Genomic DNA, 18103 nt, shown 5'->3' with positions numbered 1-18103 from the left:
AGCCCCGCGGGACGGCGGACGGACCCGCCCTCCGGGACCGGGCGCGGGTGAGGGCGGCGGATCTGTTGACCTTCCCCCTCGGGGAAGGCCCAGCATCGGTGGTGTGAACGAGGAAGGGCGGCGCCCTGATGACGCCGGGACACGCATGGAACCGCTGACGATCGGCGCCTTCGCGAAGGCGTGCCGGCTGACCCCGAAGGCCCTGCGGCTGTACGACGAGCTGGAGTTGCTGCGGCCCGCACGGGTCGACCCGGACACCGGCTACCGGTACTACACCGCCGGGCAGTTGCCGCGGGCCCGGCTGGTCGCGTGGCTGCGCCGGCTGGGCATGCCGCTGGCCGAGATCCGCGCGGTGTGCGCCCTGGACGCGGCCGGTGCCGCGCGGGAGATCCGCGCCTACTGGGCACGCGTCGAGGCGGAGACGGCCGCCCGGCGGGATCTCGCCGCCTTCCTCGTCGACCAGTTGACCGCCGGACCACGAGAGGACACCACCACCATGCTGGAACTCCGTTACGCCGCACGCTCCGACCGGGGGCTCGTCCGCCCCGTCAACCAGGACACCGTGTACGCGGGCCGCAGGCTGCTCGCCGTGGCCGACGGCTTCGGCCCGGCGGGGGCGCCCGCGAGCAGTGCCGCCGTCGACGCGCTGCGGTTCCTCGACGAAGGGGAGGAACCGGCCGCCGGCAGCGTGCTGAACCTGCTGGAGGACGCCGTACGGGGAGCGGACGAGGCGATCCGGGATCTGCCGGGCGACGGCGACGAGCGGGCCGGCACCACGCTGACCGCGCTGCTGTGGGCGGGGCCGAAGCTGGCCCTCGTGCACATCGGGGACTCGCGGGCGTATCTGCTGCGGGACGGCGAGCTGTTCCGGATCACCCACGACCACAGCGTCGTCCAGTCCCTGGTCGACGAGGGGCGGCTGGCGCCGGAGGAGGCGGACAGCCATCCGCAGCGGAGCCTGCTGCTGAAGGCCCTCGGCGGCGGCTCGGCCGCCGCCCCGGACCTGCGGCTGCACGAGGCCCGGCCCGGTGACCGCTACCTCCTGTGCTCCGACGGCCTGACCTCGGTCGTCCCCGACGAACGGATCAGGGAACTGCTCGGCTCCGAGGACGCCGTCCGGGCCCTGATCGACGAGGCCAACGCGGCGGGCGGCCCGGACAACGTCAGCTGCGCGGTCGCCGACGTCGTCCCGTCCACGGCCCCGACTCCGACGGAGTAGCGCTACGGTGCCGCGACGCCGGGAACGCGGTCCCGGGGACACGCCCCTGCCGCGTCCCCGGGACGGGGAGGAACCGTATGGCGACGCACGGCACCGACGCGTACGAGGACCCGGCCGCCGGTCCGGACGGGTTCCCGCCCCTGGTGCGGGACGCTCTGGCCCTCGCGCGCGCCCAGGGCTTCCCGTACTCCTGCCGTCCCGAACAGGGCCGCCTGCTGCGGGTGCTGGCGGGCGGCGCCACGACCCGTGTCGCCGAGACCGGCACCGGCCTCGGCGTGGGACTGGCGTGGCTGGCGTCGGGGGCGCGGGCGGGGGTCCGGCTGTACAGCGTGGAGCGGGATCCGGAGCGGGCCCGGCTGGCCGCCGGGGTGTTCGCGGAGCGGCCGGAGGTCACGGTGCTGCGCGGTGACTGGCGGCGGATCGAGGAGCACGGCCCCTTCGACCTGCTGGTGCTCGACGGCGGCGGGCAGGGCAAGGCGCCCGGTGACCCGCCCGCCGACGTCGAACGGCTGCTGGTGCCCGGCGGAACGGTCGTCGTCGACGACTTCACCCCGGCGACGGGCCGGCCGCCCCGGCACGGGGGCGGCGTCGACCTGGCGCGGGTGCACTGGCTGGAGCACCCCGCCCTGCGCGCCGTCGAGCTGCGGCTCGCGGCCGACCTGAGCGTGGTCGTGGGCACGAGACCGCTGCCCGAGGAAGCGACGGGGGAAGGGAACGGGAGACCCCTCAGGGGGTAGGAAGGGGGTGTCGTCGGCCATGGCCACGGGCCACCGGCCCCGCCGCAGTGAAGGAGTGCCCCGCGTGTCCTCCCCCTCCAGCCCGCTGTTCCCCGCCCTGTCATCCGCCGGCACGGACGGGGGTCCCGGCGAACGGGTCGCCCTGCGCTTCGGCCCCCGCACCCTGACGTACGGCGCCCTGGCCGGCGCGGCGGGCGCGCTCGCCGCGCGCCTGCGGGGACACGGCCGCGTCGCGGTGTGGGCGGCCCCGGAGCTGGAGACCGCCGTCGCGGTGACCGGCGCGCTGCTCGCCGGGGTGGCCGCGGTGCCGCTCAACCCGAAGTCGGGCGAGAAGGAGCTCGCGCACATCCTCTCCGACAGCGCCCCGTCGCTGGTGCTGGCCGCACCGGGTGCCGAACTGCCCCCCGCGCTGGGCGCCCTGGAGCGGCTGGACGTGGACGTGTCCGCCGCCGGGACCGTGCCGCCCGAGCGGCTCTCCGGCGAGGACCCGGCGCTGATCGTCTACACCTCCGGCACCACCGGCCCGCCCAAGGGCGCGGTCGTCCCGCGCCGGGCGCTCGCCGCCACCCTGGACGCGCTGGCCGACGCCTGGCGATGGACCGGTGAGGACGTGCTGGTGCACGGGCTGCCCCTGTTCCATGTGCACGGGCTCGTGCTGGGCGTGCTCGGCCCGCTGCGGCGCGGCGGCTCGGTCCGGCACCTGGGCCGCTTCAGCACCGAGGGTGTGGCCCGCGAGCTGAACGCCGGCGCGACCATGCTGTTCGGCGTGCCGACGATGTACCACCGCATCGCCGAGGCGCTGCCGGACGAGCCGGAGCTGGCCAAGGCCCTGGCGGGGGCCCGGCTGCTGGTGTCCGGCTCGGCCGCGCTGCCCGTGCACGACCACGAGCGGATCGCGGCCGCGACCGGCCGGCGGGTCGTCGAGCGGTACGGCATGACGGAGACCCTGATGAACACGAGCGTGCGGGCCGACGGCGAGGCGCGCGCCGGGACCGTGGGACTGCCGCTGCCCGGGGTCGGGCTGCGGCTCGTGGAGGAGGACGGCACGGAGATCGCCGGGTACGACGGCGAGACGGTCGGCGAGATCCAGGTGCGCGGCCCGAACCTGTTCACCGGGTATCTGAACCGGCCCGACGCGACCGCCGCCGCCTTCACCGCCGACGGCTGGTTCCGCACCGGCGACGTGGCGGTCCGCGAGAGCGACGGCTACGTCCGGATCGTCGGCCGCAAGGCCACCGACCTGATCAAGAGCGGTGGTTACAAGATCGGCGCGGGCGAGATCGAGAACGCGCTGCTGGAGCACCCCGGGGTGCGCGAGGCGGCGGTGACCGGGGAGCCGGACCCGGATCTGGGCGAGCGGATCGTGGCCTGGATCGTCCCGGCCGACCCCCAGCTGCCGCCCTCGGACGAGGAGTTGGCCGGCCATGTGGCCCGCCGCCTGGCCCCGCACAAGCGGCCGCGCGTGGTGCGCCACCTGGACGCCCTCCCCCGCAACGACATGGGCAAGATCATGAAACGGGAGCTGACCGCCGGCTCCTGACCGGCCGCCGGCCCGCGCGGCATCCCCCGTTCGGCGGCCTCCCCCATTCAGCGGCGCCCCGCCCGGCCCCCTTCAGAAGGCACCGGCCTCCCGGCCCCCGGAGGATGCGAGTGGGCCCGCCAGTACCGGGCGGCCGCCCATGGCCTGTGCACTCCATGGCCTGTGCACTCGGGAGGACCTGCCGTGACCGTCAGTCTGGAGCACTTGCGCCGGTGCCATTTCGCCGTCGACCTGGGCGCGGCCCGCACCCGTGTGTATGTGAAGGGGGCCGGTCTCGTGGTGGACCAGCCCTCGGTCGCGGCCGTGAACACCCGCAGCGGGGCGCTCATCGCGGTCGGCGAGTTCGCGGAGAAGATGACGGGCCGTACGCCGAGTTACATCAGGGTCGTACGGCCGGTCTCCGGCGGCACGGTCGTCGACATCGAGATGGCGCAGCGCATGCTGCGGCATCTGATGGGCGACAAGCTGCGCCGCGCCCTGCGCCGCAGGCCTCGGCTGCGCGCGGCGGCGTGCACGCCGCACGACGCGGATCCGCTGGCGCAGCGGGCGACGATCGAGACGCTGGTCGGTCTCGGGGCGCGGCGCGTGGAGCTGGTGGACACGCTGATCGCGGCCGCCGTCGGCTGCGGACTTCCGGTGGAGCGGCCCGAGGCCACGATGATCGTGGTGTGCGGGGCGGCGGCCACGCAGGTCGCCGTGCTCTCCCTGGGGTCGATCGTGACCGCCCAGCGGGTCCCGGTGGGCGGCGAGGCCGTGGACCACGCGATCGTGCAGCACCTGCGCCACCAGCACGAGCTGATGCTGCCCAGCCAGTCCGTACGGCCGCTGCAGCTGGCGCTGTCCGGGAACGGGCTCACCCCGAGCGGGCCGGCGTCCACCGAGATCCACGGGCGTGACGTGGCCACGGGGCTCGCGCGCAGCGTGCGGGTGGACACGGCCGCGGTGCGCCAGGCCATCCAGACCCCGCTGACGGCGGTGCTGGACGGCATCGGCAAGGTGCTGCGCGGCTGCCCGCCGGACCTGGTCGCCGACCTGACCGACCGCGGGCTGATGATGGTCGGCGGCTCCGCCCTGCTGCCCGGCCTCGACGAGATGCTGGGCGGCTTCATCGGTGTCCCGGTGCACATCGCGGAACGCCCCGACGTGTGCGCCGTGGAGGGGCTGGGCGCGATGATGGAGGGCAGGGTCCAGCCACTGGTCCTGAACCCGCTGGCGGCCTGAACCAGGGGTCCGGCCGCTGGAGCCGGCGTATCCCCACGATCCTTTCCCATGACTGCGGCAGGCGCGCGACGGTGACCGTCACGCGCCTGTCGGCCGTGGGCGGCCGGCTCCCGTTCAGTACGGCAGGATGCGCCCCGAGGGCGTCCTGCGGTCGATCTCCTGCCCGCGCGGGGCCGCGGGCCGCCGACTGACCCGCACCCGGATCCTACGGTCCATGACGCCCTCCTCCTGCCGGCACCGTCCGGCGGTGGACGCCGGTAGGGGGACGGTGCCCCGGACGCGGCATGTCCAAGCCAGAACCGGCCCAACTCTTTCCTTTCGAACGGCTGTTGGGAAGGTGACCCGACCGGGCGCCGTGGCATGCCCTTTTCCCGGACCGCTCACCGGCGGCTCCGCTGCGGCTCTCCGGCGGCTCACCTGCGGCCGGCCCCCGGTCGACCCGCGGTCGGCCCTCGGTCGATCCCCAACCCACCCCCGGTCGGCCCGCGGTCGGCCCGCGGCTCTCCGACGGTGATCACCGTCGCCCGATCACCCGCGCACGGCCTCCAGGGCGCCCCCTGCGGGCCGTTGCGGCGCCCCGCGTGCCGGGGACGGGGAGGGGCGGGGCCGGAGTGCCGTGAGCGACGCAGGGAGGCGTGGGCGGATCGCGCGGCGTCCGGGTCCCGTCCGGGCCGCCGCGGAACAGACCGGCACGGGAACGGTTCTGACGGGCCGCAGCGGACGGGAGCCAGGAAGGCGGGTGCGGAGGGCGCGGTCCGGGGCGGAAGCGGGAAGGCGCGGTCCGGGCGGAAGCCGGAGGGCGCGGTGCCGGGCGGAAGCCGGAGGGCGGGCGCGTAGGCGCGGTGCGGGCGGAATGCCGTGGTACCGGGCGGCGGGCCGTTTCTGGCCTGAGCGGGTGAAGGGTGGCCACCTCATCGGTGTGGCGACCACCACGTTCACGGTGACGCAGGTCAGATCGATTCTGCACAGAACCTGCTGGGTGGGGCGGGTGGGACTCGAACCCACGGCCGACGGATTATGAGTCCGCTGCTCTAACCGGCTGAGCTACCGCCCCATAGCGGCGTGTCGCGTACAAGTGTGCGCGCCGTCTGCCGCAGCATAGCCGCTCATACGATCTCCTGCTTCGGATGGTCGGCTTCTGCGCTGCTTCCTGACCTTGAGGACTTCACCGAGGTCGGCGCGGTTCCCGAGCACATGAAAAAGGACCCCGAAGGGTCCTGGTTCACTGCGCTCCCCCGACTGGACTCGAACCAGTAACCTGCCGGTTAACAGCCGGCTGCTCTGCCAATTGAGCTACAGGGGATCGAAGCTCCCCCGACTGGACTCGAACCAGTAACCTGCCGGTTAACAGCCGGCTGCTCTGCCAATTGAGCTACAGGGGATCGCTTCGTCGCATCGAACGCTTTGACCCGGGTATTCGCCAGGGGGCGGTCGCTCGCTGCGAGACATACATTAGCGCAAGCAGGGGGGTGCTCCGCCAATCGGTATCTCCGGCGCCCCGCGCCGCACCACAGACCAACCCAAGAGAAGGGTGGCCGTCATGCGCTACCGGCTCACGTTCGTCGCCGGACTGGCCCTCGGTTACGTGCTCGGCACCAAGGCCGGCCGCGAGCGCTACGAGCAGCTGAAGAAGTGCGCCCGTCAGGTCGCCCAGAACCCGGCGGTCCGCAACACCGCGGAGACCGCCACCCAGCAGGGCCGGGTCTACGCCGGCCGGGCCGCCCACCTCGTCGGCGAGAAGCTCGGCGACCGCGTCCCGGACTCCCTCACCCAGCGGGTCCGCACCTTCCGTACGCGCGCCGTCGTCACGGAGGAGGACGACTGGGGCACGAGCAACACCTGAGCGCGGGCCCGGCATCTCCCCTCCCCCGGTCCGGACCAGGGCCCCGGCCGCAAGGCACCTCTCGGCCAGAAAGCACCCTCGGCCGGAGCGAGCGTGGCGTTGCGGCAGAATTCACCGACATGGGGATAGTCGCCGGCTTGGACAGCTCGCCCGATTTCACACGCATCGTGGTCTGTGACACGGACACGGGCGCCGTGCTGCGCCAGGGGTACGCGGCGCATCCGGTCGACACGCCGGAGGGCGCCCCGCGCCCCAGCGACGTCGACCCGCAGGCCTGGCTGCTGTCCCTGGGCGAGGCCGCGGGGGGCGGCCTGCTGGAGGGCGTGCAGGCCATCGGCGTCTCCGCGCAGGCGAACGCGCTGATCCCGGTGGACGCGCAGGGCAACACCGTGCGCCCCGCGATGACCGGCGGCGACAAGCGGGCGCAGGTCGCGGCGGCCGACCTCATCGACGCGCTCGGCGGCAAGGAGGCCTGGGCGCAGGCGGTCGGCTCCGCGCCGCAGGCCGCCCAGCCGGTGACCAAGCTGCGCTGGCTCGCGAAGAGCGAGCCGGAGAACGCCGCCAGGACCGCCGCCCTGCTCCAGGCCCACGACTGGCTGGTCTGGCAGCTGCTGGGCCGGCCGGTGCGCCGTACGACCGACCGGGGCGGCGCCTCGGGCACCGGGTACTGGTCCGCCGCCACCGGCGGCTACCGGCCCGACCTGGTCGAGCTGGCGCTCGGTCACCAGGCGATGCTGCCGGAGGTCATCGGCCCCTCGGACGCGGCCGGCACCACCCCGGAGGGGCTGCTGATCTCCGCGGGCACCGGGGAGACCATGGCCGCGGCGTTCGGGCTGGGCATCGGGCTGGGCGACGCGGTGGTCTCGCTGGGGGCGTCCGGGTCCGTGATGGCCGTGCACCCGGAGGCGCTCGCCGACCAGTCCGGGATGATCACCTCGCTCGCCGACGCCACCGGCATGCACCTGCCGGTCGTCACCACGCTGAACGCCGTACGCACCCTGCGCGGCACCGCGGAACTCCTCGGCCTGCCCGACCTGGAGAGCCTGTCGGACCTGGCGATGAAGTCCACGCCCGGCTCCCACGGCCTGGTCATGCTCCCCTACCTGGAGGGCGAGCGGACGCCGAACCTGCCGCACACCGCGGGCACGCTCGCCGGGCTGCGGCGGGAGTCGATGAAGGCGGAGCACCTGGCACGGGCGGCCTTCGAGGGCATGCTGTGCGGGCTCGCGGACGCGCTGGACGTGCTGCGCGGACGGGGCGTGGAGGTCAGACGGATCTTCCTGCTGGGCCGGGCCGCGGAGCTGCCGGCCGTGCAGGCGGCGGCGCCGTCGCTGTTCGGCGCGCAGGTCGTGGTGCCGCAGCCCGCCGACTACGCGGCGATGGGCGCGGCCCGGCAGGCCGCGTGGGCGCTCGGTGTGACACAGGGCACACTCGACCCGCGTACGCCGCCCGCCTGGCACGGCGCGGCCGCGCAGGTGCTGGAGCCGGGCGACGATCTGGCCGTGGGACAGGCGGTCCGCCAGCAGTTCGTGGCGGTGCGCGAGCAGACGCATCCGGGGGCGCTGCGCACGTGACCCGTGCGGCGCCGGCACGACCGGTGTCCCGGCCGGACCGGGACGCCGGTTAATCGGTTGAGGTAACACGGGTGGAGTGTCCGACGATAGGGGCCAAGGGCACACCGACCGCGCCCTCACCGCCGACTCCGAGAGACCAGCGTGCTCATACGACTTCTGCGGACCTATCTCAGGCCCTACAAGAAACCGCTCACCCTGCTGGTGCTGCTGCAGTTCCTGCAGACCTGCGCCACCCTCTATCTGCCCAACCTCAACGCGCACATCATCGACAACGGTGTCGTGAAGGGGGACACGGGTTACATCCTGTCCTACGGCGCCCTGATGATCGGCATCTCGCTGGTCCAGGTCGTCTGCAACATCGGTGCCGTGTACTACGGCGCCCGCACCGCCTCCGCGCTCGGCCGGGACCTGCGCCGCTCGGTCTTCGAGCGGGTGCAGTCCTTCTCCTCGCGCGAGGTGGGCCACTTCGGGGCGCCCTCGCTCATCACCCGTACGACGAACGACGTGCAGCAGGTCCAGATGCTGGTCCTGATGACGTTCACCCTGATGGTGTCGGCGCCCATCATGTGTGTGGGCGGGATCGTCCTGGCACTCGGCCTGGACGTGCCGCTGTCCGGGGTGCTCGTCGCCGTCGTCCCCGTGCTCGGCATCTGCGTCACGCTGATCGTCCGCCGGCTGCGGCCGCTGTTCCGGTCCATGCAGACGCGCCTGGACACGGTGAACCGGGTGCTGCGCGAGCAGATCACCGGCAACCGGGTGATCCGCGCCTTCGTCCGCGACGAGTACGAGCAGGGCCGCTTCGGCAAGGCCAACGGCGAGCTGACCGAGATGCAGCTGGCGACCGGCCGGATGCTGGCGCTGATGTTCCCGATGGTGATGACGGTGGTGAATCTGTCGTCCATCGCGGTGGTCTGGTTCGGCGCGCACCGCATCGACAGCGGCGGCATGCAGATCGGTGACCTGACCGCGTTCCTCGCCTATCTGATGCAGATCGTGATGTCCGTGATGATGGCCACCTTCATGTTCATGATGGTGCCGCGCGCGGAGGTCTGCGCCGAGCGCATCCAGGAGGTCATGGAGACGGAGTCGAGCGTGGTTCCGCCGCTCGCGCCCGTCACCGAGCTGCGCCGGCACGGTCACCTGGAGATCCGGGAGGCGGGCTTCCGCTACCCGGGTGCCGAGGAGCCGGTGCTGAAGTCCATCGGCCTGGTGGCCCGGCCGGGCGAGACGACGGCCGTGATCGGTTCGACCGGCAGCGGCAAGTCGACGCTGCTCGGACTGGTCCCGCGGCTGTTCGACGCCACCGAGGGCGAGGTCCTGGTGGACGGCGTCGACGTGCGGGAGGTCGAGCCCGGACTGCTGGCCAGGACGGTCGGCCTGGTGCCGCAGAAGCCGTACCTGTTCGCCGGCACGGTCGCGACGAACCTGCGCTACGGCAATCCGGACGCCACCGACGAGGAGCTGTGGCACGCGCTGGAGGTGGCGCAGGCCAAGGGCTTCGTCTCCGAGCTGGAGAACGGCCTCGACGCGCCGATCGCGCAGGGCGGCACGAACGTGTCGGGCGGCCAGCGCCAGCGTCTGGCCATCGCCCGCACGCTGGTGCAGCGCCCGGAGATCTATCTGTTCGACGACTCGTTCTCCGCGCTGGACTACGCCACGGACGCGGCGCTGCGCGCGGCGCTCGCCGAGGAGACGGCGGAGGCGACCGTCGTGATCGTCGCCCAGCGGGTGGCGACCATCCGGGACGCCGACCGGATCATCGTCCTCGACGAGGGGCGGGTGGTCGGCGAGGGCCGCCACCACGAACTCATGGCGGGCAACGAGACCTACCGGGAGATCGTGCTCTCCCAGCTGACGGAAGCGGAGGCCGCCTGATGGCCGGGCCCATGGGACGCATGATGACCGGGGGCGGCCCCGACCAGCGCTCGATGGACTTCAAGGGGTCGGGCAAGCGGCTCGTCGCCCAGTTCAGGCCCGAGCGGTTCACGATCTACGGCCTGCTGGTGTGCGTGGTCGTCAGCGTGGGCCTGAGCGTGATCGGTCCGAAGATCCTCGGCAAGGCCACCGACCTGGTGTTCTCCGGGATCATCGGCCGGCGGATGCCGGCCGGGGCCACCAAGGAGCAGGTGCTCGCGTCGATGCGCGACCGTGGCCAGGGCGCGGTCGCGGACATGCTGAAGGGCACCGACTTCACCCCGGGCAAGGGCATCGACTTCGGCGCGGTCGGGAACGTGCTGCTGCTCGCGCTGGGCACCTTCCTGGTCGCCGGTCTGCTGATGGCGGTGGCGACCCGGCTGGTGAACCGGACCGTGAACCGCACGATGTTCCGGATGCGCGGCGAGGTGCAGGCGAAGCTGTCGCGGCTGCCGCTGTCGTACTTCGACAAGCGCCAGCGCGGTGAGGTGCTCTCCCGGGCCACCAACGACATCGACAACATCGGCCAGACGCTCCAGCAGTCGATGGGGCAGCTGATCAACGCGGTGCTGACCATCATCGGCGTGCTCGCGATGATGTTCTGGGTCTCCTGGGTGCTGGCGCTGGTCGCGCTGGTGACCGTACCGCTGTCGTTCGTCATAGCCACCCGGGTCGGCAAGCGTTCGCAGCCGCACTTCGTGCAGCAGTGGCGCACCACCGGCGCGCTCAACGCGCACATCGAGGAGATGTACACCGGGCACACCCTGGTGAAGGTGTTCGGGCGGCAGGAGCAGTCGGCGCGGCAGTTCGCCGAGCAGAACGAGACGCTGTACGAGGCCTCGTTCAGGGCGCAGTTCAACAGCGGTGTGATGCAGCCGCTGATGATGTGCGTGTCGAACCTGAACTACGTGCTCGTGGCCGTGGTCGGCGGTCTGCGGGTGGCTTCCGGTTCGCTGTCGATCGGTGACGTGCAGGCGTTCATCCAGTACTCGCGGCAGTTCTCGATGCCGCTGACGCAGGTCGCGTCGATGGCGAACCTGGTGCAGTCGGGTGTCGCGTCGGCCGAGCGGGTCTTCGAACTGCTGGACGCCGAGGAGCAGGAGGCGGACCCGGTGCCGGGCGTGCGCCCGGAGGAGCTGCGCGGCCGGGTGGCCCTGGAGGGCGTGTCCTTCCGGTACGACCCGGAGAAGCCGCTGATCGAGGACCTGTCGCTGAAGGTCGAGCCCGGCCACACGGTCGCGATCGTCGGCCCGACCGGCGCGGGCAAGACCACGCTGGTCAACCTGCTGCTGCGGTTCTACGACGTCTCGGGCGGCCGGATCACCCTGGACGGTGTGGACATCCGCACGATGACCCGGGACGAGCTGCGCTCCGGGATCGGCATGGTGCTCCAGGACACCTGGCTGTTCGGCGGCACCATCGCGGAGAACATCGCGTACGGCGCCTCGCGCGAGGTGACCCGGGGCGAGATCGAGGAGGCGGCGCGGGCGGCCCACGCCGACCGGTTCGTCCGTACCCTGCCCGACGGTTACGACACGGTGATCGACGACGAGGGCGCCGGCGTGAGCGCCGGTGAGAAGCAGCTGATCACCATCGCGCGGGCGTTCCTGTCCGACCCGGTGATCCTGGTGCTGGACGAGGCGACGAGTTCCGTCGACACCCGTACCGAGGTGCTGATCCAGAAGGCGATGGCCAAACTCGCCCACGGGCGCACGTCGTTCGTGATCGCGCACCGGCTCTCCACGATCCGGGACGCGGACACGATCCTGGTGATGGAGAACGGCTCGATCGTCGAACAGGGCGCGCACGCCGAGCTGCTGGCGGCCGACGGGGCCTACGCGCGTCTGTACAAGGCGCAGTTCGCGCAGGCGGTGGCCGAGGTCGACTGACCCCGGGGCCGGCAGGCACCGACGGCGAAGGGGGTTGTCCACCGCTGGTGGGCAGCCCCCTTCGTCCGGTCCGGGCGTCCGCGCCCGGCTCAGTCCAGGTAGCCGCGCAGCTGGTCGGCGTAGGCGTGGTCGCGGAGCTTGTTGAGGGTCTTGGACTCGATCTGCCGTATCCGCTCGCGGGTGACGCCGAAGAGGCGGCCGATCTCCTCCAGGGTGCGGGGGCGGCCGTCGGCGAGGCCGTAGCGGAGCTGGACGACCTTGCGTTCGCGCTCGCCGAGCGTGGACAGGACGGCGTCCAGGTGCTGGCGCAGCAGCAGGAAGGCGGCGGACTCGACGGGGCTCGCGGCGTCGCCGTCCTCGATGAGGTCGCCGAGGGCCACGTCGTCCTCCTCGCCGACCGGGGCGTGCAGCGACACCGGTTCCTGGGCCAGGCGCAGCACCTCGAAGACGCGCTCGGTCGGCAGTTCGAGGTGGGCGGCGACCTCGTCGGGGGTCGGTTCGTAGCCGCGTTCCTGGAGCATGCGGCGCTGGACGCGGACGACCCGGTTGATCAGCTCCACGACGTGCACGGGCACCCGGATGGTGCGGGCCTGGTCGGCCAGGGCGCGGGACATGGCCTGGCGGATCCACCAGGTGGCGTAGGTGGAGAACTTGTAGCCGCGCGCGTAGTCGAACTTCTCCACGGCGCGGATGAGGCCGAGGTTGCCCTCCTGGACCAGGTCGAGCATGGTCAGCCCGCGTCCGACGTAGCGCTTCGCCACGGACACCACGAGCCGCAGATTGGCCTCGATGAGGCGGCGCTTGGCCATCCGGCCCATCACGACCAGCCGGTCCAGGTCGAGTTCGAGCCGGGCGTCCAGGTCGGGGGTGCGGCTCAGCTTCTCCTCGGCGAACAGCCCGGCCTCGACCCGGCGGGCGAGTTCGACCTCCTCGGCGGCGGTGAGCAGCGGGATGCGGCCGATCTCGCGCAGATACTGGCGGAACAGGTCCGAGGAGGGGCTGCCGGACTCGGTGCGGGCGGCGGGCGGCGCCTCCGCGGGATCCGCGGCCTCGTCCGGCGCGGCCGCCTCGTCCGGCGCCGCGGCCTCGTCGGGCTCCTCCGGCAGTGCCCCGGCGGGCGGGCCGTCCGGCGTGTCGGCGGGGGCGGCGGCCTCCGGGTGGTGGAGGGCGCGGCTCTGCGGGGGCAGGGCCGCGAGAACGTCCTCCTCCGGGTCCGGCTCGTCGGCGGCCACGGCGGTCGCGCCGGTGGTGCGGTCGGTCTGGCCGAGGATCTGGGTCTGCACGGGGGCGACCTCCAGGATGATCGCTGCTCAGAGGTGGGCGGCAGCGGCACGTCGGGAGCGGGGAGCCGACGGCCTGCGCTCCGCGGACTCGGGGCACCGCACCCAGTGTGGGGTACGACACATCGCCGCCACGAGGGGCGTGCGGTGACTTTTTGCATCCGGTCCGTGACCGGCTGGTGATCCCGGAGGCGGGAGTGCCTACAGGGCCGCGGCTCCGTGCGCGCGCAGTGCCTGGTCGTACTGCTGGAGGACCCACAGCTCGTTCTGCACGGCGGACAGCTGTGCGGGGTCGCCGCCGCTGGCCAGGCGGGCCAGCTGGGACTGGATGTCGCGGATGCGGCGCTCCACCGCGCGGCGCCGGATCACCACCAGGACCGTGCCCGCGTACGTCTCGTCCACCGTGCGCCGCAGGATCGGCTCGACGGCCAGCTCGGTGACCATGGCGCGGACGGTGTCGTCGGGGGCCGCCTCGCGCACCCGGACCAGGTACTCCTGCGGGTCCGGGACGCCGTACTCGGCGCCGCCGGCCTCCGCGACCGTGAGGCGCACGGCGGCGTAGGGCGGGGCGGTGAACTCGTCGATCCCGTAGGCGTCGAAGGCCGGGGAGACCAGTTCGGGCCGCTGGAGGGCGAGCTTGAGCAGTTCGCGCTCGGCGGCGTAGACGGGGTTGCGCAGGGTGAGCGCGGGGCCGGAGCTGGTGGGGCGGGCCTCGGTCTCCCACTGCTGCTGCGGGGCGCGGGACTGCTGCGGGGGGCCGCCCTTGCCGCCGCGTTCACGGGCCCAGCGGGCCAGCTGGGCCACCCGCTTGACGACGAACTGGGTGTCGAGGATGCCGAGCATGCCGGCCAGCTGGACGGCCACCTCGTGCTGGGCGCCGGTGTTCTTGATGCGGGCGACGACCGGGGCGGCCTCGTCCAGGGCGGCGGCGCGGCCGGCCGGGGTGTCGAGGTCGTAGCGGCCCACGATCTGGCGGAGCGCGAACTCGAAGAGCGGGGTGCGGGGTTCGGCCAGGTCGGCGACGGCCTCGTCGCCCTTGGCCAGGCGCAGCTCGCAGGGGTCCATGCCGTCGGGGGCGATGGCGATGTAGGTCTCGGCGGCGAACTTCTGGTCGTCCTCGAAGGCGCGCAGGGCGGCCTTCTGGCCGGCGGCGTCACCGTCGAAGGTGAAGATCACGCGGGCGGAGCCGTTGTCCATCAGCAGCCGGCGCAGGATCTTGATGTGGTCGCCGCCGAACGCGGTGCCGCAGGTCGCGATGGCGGTGGTGACGCCGGCCAGGTGGCAGGCCATGACGTCGGTGTAGCCCTCGACGACGACGGCCCGGCTGGACTTGGCGATGTGCTGCTTGGCGAGGTCGATGCCGTACAGCACCTGCGACTTCTTGTAGATCGCGGTGTCGGGGGTGTTCAGGTACTTGGGCCCGTTGTCCGCCTCGTACAGCTTGCGGGCGCCGAAGCCGACGACCTCGCCGCCGATGTCCCGGATGGGCCACATCAGGCGGCCGCGGAAGCGGTCGATGGGGCCGCGCCGGCCCTCCTGGGAGAGTCCGGAGAGGACCAGTTCCTTGTCGGTGAAGCCCTTGCCGCGCAGGTGGCGGGTGAGGTGGTCCCAGCCCTGGGGGCTGTAGCCGACGCCGAAGTGCACGGCGGCCGCCTGGTCGAAGCCGCGCTCGGCGAGGAAGACCCGGCCGGTCTCGGCCTCGGGGCTGGTGGCGAGCTGCTCGGCGTACCACTGGGCGGCGGCCTTGTGCGCCTCGACCAGCCGGATGCGCTCACCGCGCTGGTGGGCCGGGTTGTACCCGCCCTCCTCGTAGCGCAGCGTGATGCCGGCCTGGGCGGCCAGCCGCTCCACCGCCTCCGAGAAGGACAGGTGGTCCACCTTCATCACGAAGGTGAGGGTGTCGCCGCCCTCCTGGCAGCCGAAGCAGTGGAAGAGCCCCTTGCTGGGGCTGACCTGGAAGGACGGCGACTTCTCGTCGTGGAAGGGGCACAGCCCCTTGAGGTTTCCGCCCCCGGCGTTGCGCAGCTGGAGGTACTCGGAGACCACGGCGTCGATCGGGACCGCGTCCCGTACCGCCTTCACGTCCTCGTCGTTGATCCGTCCTGCCACGCATGAATTCTACGGGGGTGCGGCGGGGGTCCCTGCGCGCGGACTCCTCAGGGCACGAGGCTGTCGAGCGGGACGTGCGGGTCGGCGAGGGCCTCGCTGTCGACACGGGCCTTGGAGCGGACGAGTTTCTGGATGGTCTCTGTGACGTCCCACACGTTCACGTTCATCCCGGCCAGCACCCTGCCCTCGGACAGCCAGAACGCGATGAACTGGCGTTTTCCGGCATCCCCGCGGATCACCACCTCGTCGTACGACCCCGGCGGCGCCCAGCCGCTGTACTCGAGGCCCAGGTCGTACTGGTCGGAGAAGAAGTAGGGCACGCGGTCGTGGACGGTGTCCCGGCCGAGCATCGCGCGGGCGGCGGCCGGTCCGCCGTTCAGCGCGTTGGCCCAGTGCTCGACCCGCATCCGGGTGCCGAACAGGGCGAGCGGGAAGTTCGCCACGTCGCCGGCGGCGTAGATGTGGGGGTCGGAGGTGCGCAGCCGTTCGTCGACAGCGATGCCGCCGCCGTCCGCCCGGTCGGCGATCTCCAGGCCGGCGGCCTCCGCGAGCGCGACCCGCGGGGCGGCGCCGATCGCCGCGAGGACGTCGTGCGCGGGGTGTTCCTCGCCGTCGTCGGTGCGGGCGGCGAGGACCATGCCGTCCTGGCCGACGATCTCGGTGAGCCGCACCCCGAAGCGGAAGCGGACGCCGTGCTCGCGGTGCAGTTCGGCGAAGACGTTGCCCAGCTCGGGGCCGAGGACCTGGTGGAGCGGGGTCGGTTCCTGTTCGATCACGGTGACCTCGGCGCCGTACTCGCGGGCGGCGGCCGCGACCTCCAGGCCGATCCAGCCGGCGCCGGCGATCACGAGGTGGCCGTTGTCCCGGCCGAGGGCGGCGAGGACCCGCTTGAGGCGTTCGGCGTGGGCGAGGCGGCGCAGGTGGTGGACGCCGGCCAGGCCGGTGCCGGGGACGTCCAGACGGCGGGGCTCGGCGCCGGTGACGAGGAGCAGCTTGTCGTAGTGGACGAGGGTGCCGTCGTCGCCGTAGCGCACGGTCCTGGCGGCCCGGTCGATCCGGTCGACGGTCTGCCCGAGGTGCAGCTCGATGTCGTTCTGCGCGTACCAGGACGGTTCGTGCACGAAGACGCTGTCGCGTTCCTCCTTGCCGAGCAGGTGGCCCTTGGACAGGGCCGGCCGCTCGTAGGGCTGGTCGCGCTCGTCGCAGATCAGTATCACGCGCCCGGTGAAGCCCTCCGCACGGAGCGTCTCGGCCGCCTTCGCTCCGGCGAGACCGCCTCCGACGATGACGAATGTCTGGTCCGCGTCGACCACTTGATGCCTCCTCGTAAGGGTGCCGCCACGTGCGAGCGTCCCGCACCCGGCCTGGTGCGGGAAGGGGGTGTGCCCCGATCGGGCCACCCTCGGTCACTTTCCTCTCACATATGCGCGCCGGTCAGTCTCGCGTGCAGCGACCGGGCCGAGGCGTCGGTCAGGGAGGCGATCTGGTCCACGATCACGCGCTTGCGGGCGGCGTCGTCGGGCGCGGTGTCGAACAGCGCGCGGAACTGCGGGTCCAGGCCCTCGGGGGCGCGGGCGGTGAGCGCCTCGGCCAGCTCCGCGACCACGATCCGCTGGTCGGCGCGGAGCAGTTCCTGCTCGGCGCGCTGCATCACGTACCGGTCGGCGACCGCCTTGAGCACCGCGCACTCCAGCCGGGTCTCGCGGGGCACGACGAGTTCGGCGCCGTAGCGGGTGAGCCGGCCGCCGCCGTACGCGGCGCGGGTGGCGCCCTCGGCGGCCAGGCAGAAGCGGCCGATGAGCTGGCTGGTGGCATCCTTCAGGCGGGCCTGGGCGGCCGCCGTGCCGTCGTAGCCGTGCGGCCACCACTCCTGGTCCTGGAGCCGGTCGAGGGCGGCGGCGAGTTCGGCCGGGTCGGTGTCCGCGGGGACGTACCGGCCGACGGCGACCTCGAACACCGCCTGCCGTTCGGGTTCGGCGTGCAGAGCGGCCGGATCGAGGTGCCCGGCGTGCAGGCCGTCCTCGACGTCGTGCACCGAGTAGGCCACGTCGTCCGCCCAGTCCATGACCTGGGCCTCGAAGCAGGTGCGGGTGCCGGGCGCCTCCTTGCGGACCCAGTCGAACACCGGGCGGTCGTCCTCGTAGACGCCGAACTTCGGGGACGCCGGGTCGGTGGGGTGCGCGCCGCGCGGCCAGGGGTACTTGGTGGCGGCGTCGAGGGCGGCGCGGGTGAGGTTGAGGCCGACGGAGCCCTCCTCGGTGAAGCGCTTGGGCTCGATGCGGGTGAGGAGCCTGAGGGACTGGGCGTTGCCCTCGAAGCCGCCGCAGTCGTCGGCGAACTCGTTCAGCGCCTGTTCGCCGTTGTGGCCGAAGGGCGGGTGGCCGAGGTCGTGGGAGAGACAGGCCGCCTCGACCAGGTCGGGGTCGCAGCCGAGGGCCGCGCCCAGTTCCCGGCCGACCTGGGCGCACTCCAGGGAGTGGGTGAGCCGGGTGCGCGGGCTCGCGTCCCAGGCCTGGCTCCTGGTGCCCGGGGTGACCACCTGGGTCTTGCCCGCCAGGCGGCGCAGGGCCGCGGAGTGCAGGATGCGGGCGCGGTCGCGCTGGAAGGCGGTGCGGCCGGGGCGCTTGTCGGGCTCGGGGGCCCAGCGCTCGGCCGACGCCGGGTCATAGCCGGGGAGCGGTGCGGGAACTGCCATGGTTCGACAGTAAGCGCAGGCGATGACAATCGGGCCCCGCGGGCCCCGGTCCGCCCCCACGCGTCCGCAGCGGGGGCGCGCG

11 protein-coding genes, 3 tRNA genes and 1 pseudogene are annotated in these 18103 nt (G+C 73.0%); 8 read left to right on the top strand and 7 right to left on the bottom strand.

The window, feature by feature from the left end; translation table 11 throughout:
* The first annotated feature begins 145 nt into the window (after positions 1-145).
* The 4 genes from ACIPRD_RS19165 (at position 146) to ACIPRD_RS19150 (ending at position 4717) form a co-directional block, all read left to right on the top strand.
* Positions 146-1219: a MerR family transcriptional regulator gene (locus tag ACIPRD_RS19165; RefSeq protein WP_356397748.1), complete on the top strand. Its 1074-nt coding sequence runs from the start codon at positions 146-148 to the stop codon at positions 1217-1219.
* 77 nt (positions 1220-1296) lie between these two features.
* Positions 1297-1956: an O-methyltransferase gene (locus ACIPRD_RS19160; protein ID WP_401564451.1), complete on the top strand. Its 660-nt coding sequence runs from the start codon at positions 1297-1299 to the stop codon at positions 1954-1956.
* Between the two features lie 64 nt (positions 1957-2020).
* Positions 2021-3496 (top strand): acyl-CoA synthetase, encoded by a 1476-nt coding sequence (locus tag ACIPRD_RS19155; RefSeq protein ID WP_356397742.1) that lies wholly within the window; start codon positions 2021-2023, stop codon positions 3494-3496.
* Between the two features lie 183 nt (positions 3497-3679).
* On the top strand, positions 3680-4717 hold the full coding sequence (locus tag ACIPRD_RS19150; protein WP_356397740.1) for a rod shape-determining protein: 1038 nt from the start codon (positions 3680-3682) through the stop codon (positions 4715-4717).
* A gap of 980 nt (positions 4718-5697) precedes the next feature.
* Here the strand turns inward: ACIPRD_RS19150 and ACIPRD_RS19145 are convergent.
* The 3 genes from ACIPRD_RS19145 to ACIPRD_RS19135 form a co-directional block, all read right to left on the bottom strand.
* Positions 5698-5771, bottom strand: a tRNA-Ile gene (locus ACIPRD_RS19145).
* Between the two features lie 176 nt (positions 5772-5947).
* A tRNA-Asn gene (locus ACIPRD_RS19140) sits at positions 5948-6020 on the bottom strand.
* Positions 6021-6026: 6 nt separating this feature from the next.
* Positions 6027-6099: transfer RNA gene (locus ACIPRD_RS19135), tRNA-Asn, on the bottom strand.
* A 158-nt stretch (positions 6100-6257) separates the two neighbouring features.
* Between ACIPRD_RS19135 and ACIPRD_RS19130 the strand changes: the two genes are divergently transcribed.
* From ACIPRD_RS19130 to ACIPRD_RS19115, 4 genes are all read left to right on the top strand, one after another.
* Positions 6258-6560 carry a YtxH domain-containing protein gene (locus ACIPRD_RS19130; protein WP_356397737.1) on the top strand — a complete coding sequence of 101 codons (303 nt, stop codon included), beginning with the start codon at positions 6258-6260 and terminating at the stop codon, positions 6558-6560.
* A gap of 119 nt (positions 6561-6679) precedes the next feature.
* A complete protein-coding gene (locus ACIPRD_RS19125) occupies positions 6680-8134 on the top strand; it encodes an FGGY family carbohydrate kinase (protein WP_356397734.1) in 1455 nt (484 codons plus the stop codon).
* A gap of 141 nt (positions 8135-8275) precedes the next feature.
* The gene (locus ACIPRD_RS19120) at positions 8276-10009 is read left to right on the top strand and encodes an ABC transporter ATP-binding protein (RefSeq protein ID WP_356397731.1); all 1734 of its coding nucleotides are present in this window, start codon (positions 8276-8278) and stop codon (positions 10007-10009) included.
* On the top strand, positions 10009-11937 hold the full coding sequence (locus ACIPRD_RS19115) for an ABC transporter ATP-binding protein (protein ID WP_356397728.1): 1929 nt from the start codon (positions 10009-10011) through the stop codon (positions 11935-11937). The genes ACIPRD_RS19120 and ACIPRD_RS19115 overlap by 1 nt, the downstream gene beginning before the upstream one ends.
* 89 nt (positions 11938-12026) lie before the next feature.
* On the opposite strand, the pseudogene ACIPRD_RS19110 reads toward ACIPRD_RS19115, so the two are convergent.
* From ACIPRD_RS19110 to ACIPRD_RS19095, 4 genes and pseudogenes are all read right to left on the bottom strand, one after another.
* Positions 12027-13270, bottom strand: a pseudogene (locus ACIPRD_RS19110) (RNA polymerase sigma factor).
* A gap of 148 nt (positions 13271-13418) precedes the next feature.
* Positions 13419-15326, bottom strand: coding sequence for a DNA primase (gene dnaG, locus ACIPRD_RS19105; RefSeq protein ID WP_401564446.1), 1908 nt, complete (start codon positions 15324-15326; stop codon positions 13419-13421).
* A 47-nt stretch (positions 15327-15373) separates the two neighbouring features.
* Positions 15374-16639 (bottom strand): FAD-dependent oxidoreductase, encoded by a 1266-nt coding sequence (locus ACIPRD_RS19100; RefSeq protein ID WP_356397722.1) that lies wholly within the window; start codon positions 16637-16639, stop codon positions 15374-15376.
* A 104-nt stretch (positions 16640-16743) separates the two neighbouring features.
* Positions 16744-18021 carry a deoxyguanosinetriphosphate triphosphohydrolase gene (locus ACIPRD_RS19095; protein WP_356397719.1) on the bottom strand — a complete coding sequence of 426 codons (1278 nt, stop codon included), beginning with the start codon at positions 18019-18021 and terminating at the stop codon, positions 16744-16746.
* Between the last annotated feature and the right edge of the window lie 82 nt (positions 18022-18103).

The sequence above is a fragment of the Streptomyces sp. NPDC090108 genome (genome assembly GCF_044747185.1).
Taxonomy (GTDB): Bacteria; Actinomycetota; Actinomycetes; order Streptomycetales; family Streptomycetaceae; genus Streptomyces.
The sequence above is the reverse complement of the archived record's forward strand: the minus strand, read 5'-3'. Positions and strand labels throughout refer to the sequence as shown.

Coding starts and splice junctions, on each gene's coding strand:
- ACIPRD_RS19165 (WP_356397748.1), top strand. CDS start 146: ATGGAACCGCTGACGATCGGCGCCTTCGCGAAGGCGTGCCGGCTGACC.
- ACIPRD_RS19160 (WP_401564451.1), top strand. CDS start 1,297: ATGGCGACGCACGGCACCGACGCGTACGAGGACCCGGCCGCCGGTCCG.
- ACIPRD_RS19130 (WP_356397737.1), top strand. CDS start 6,258: ATGCGCTACCGGCTCACGTTCGTCGCCGGACTGGCCCTCGGTTACGTG.
- ACIPRD_RS19125 (WP_356397734.1), top strand. CDS start 6,680: ATGGGGATAGTCGCCGGCTTGGACAGCTCGCCCGATTTCACACGCATC.
- ACIPRD_RS19115 (WP_356397728.1), top strand. CDS start 10,009: ATGGCCGGGCCCATGGGACGCATGATGACCGGGGGCGGCCCCGACCAG.
- ACIPRD_RS19095 (WP_356397719.1), bottom strand. CDS start 18,021: ATGGCAGTTCCCGCACCGCTCCCCGGCTATGACCCGGCGTCGGCCGAG.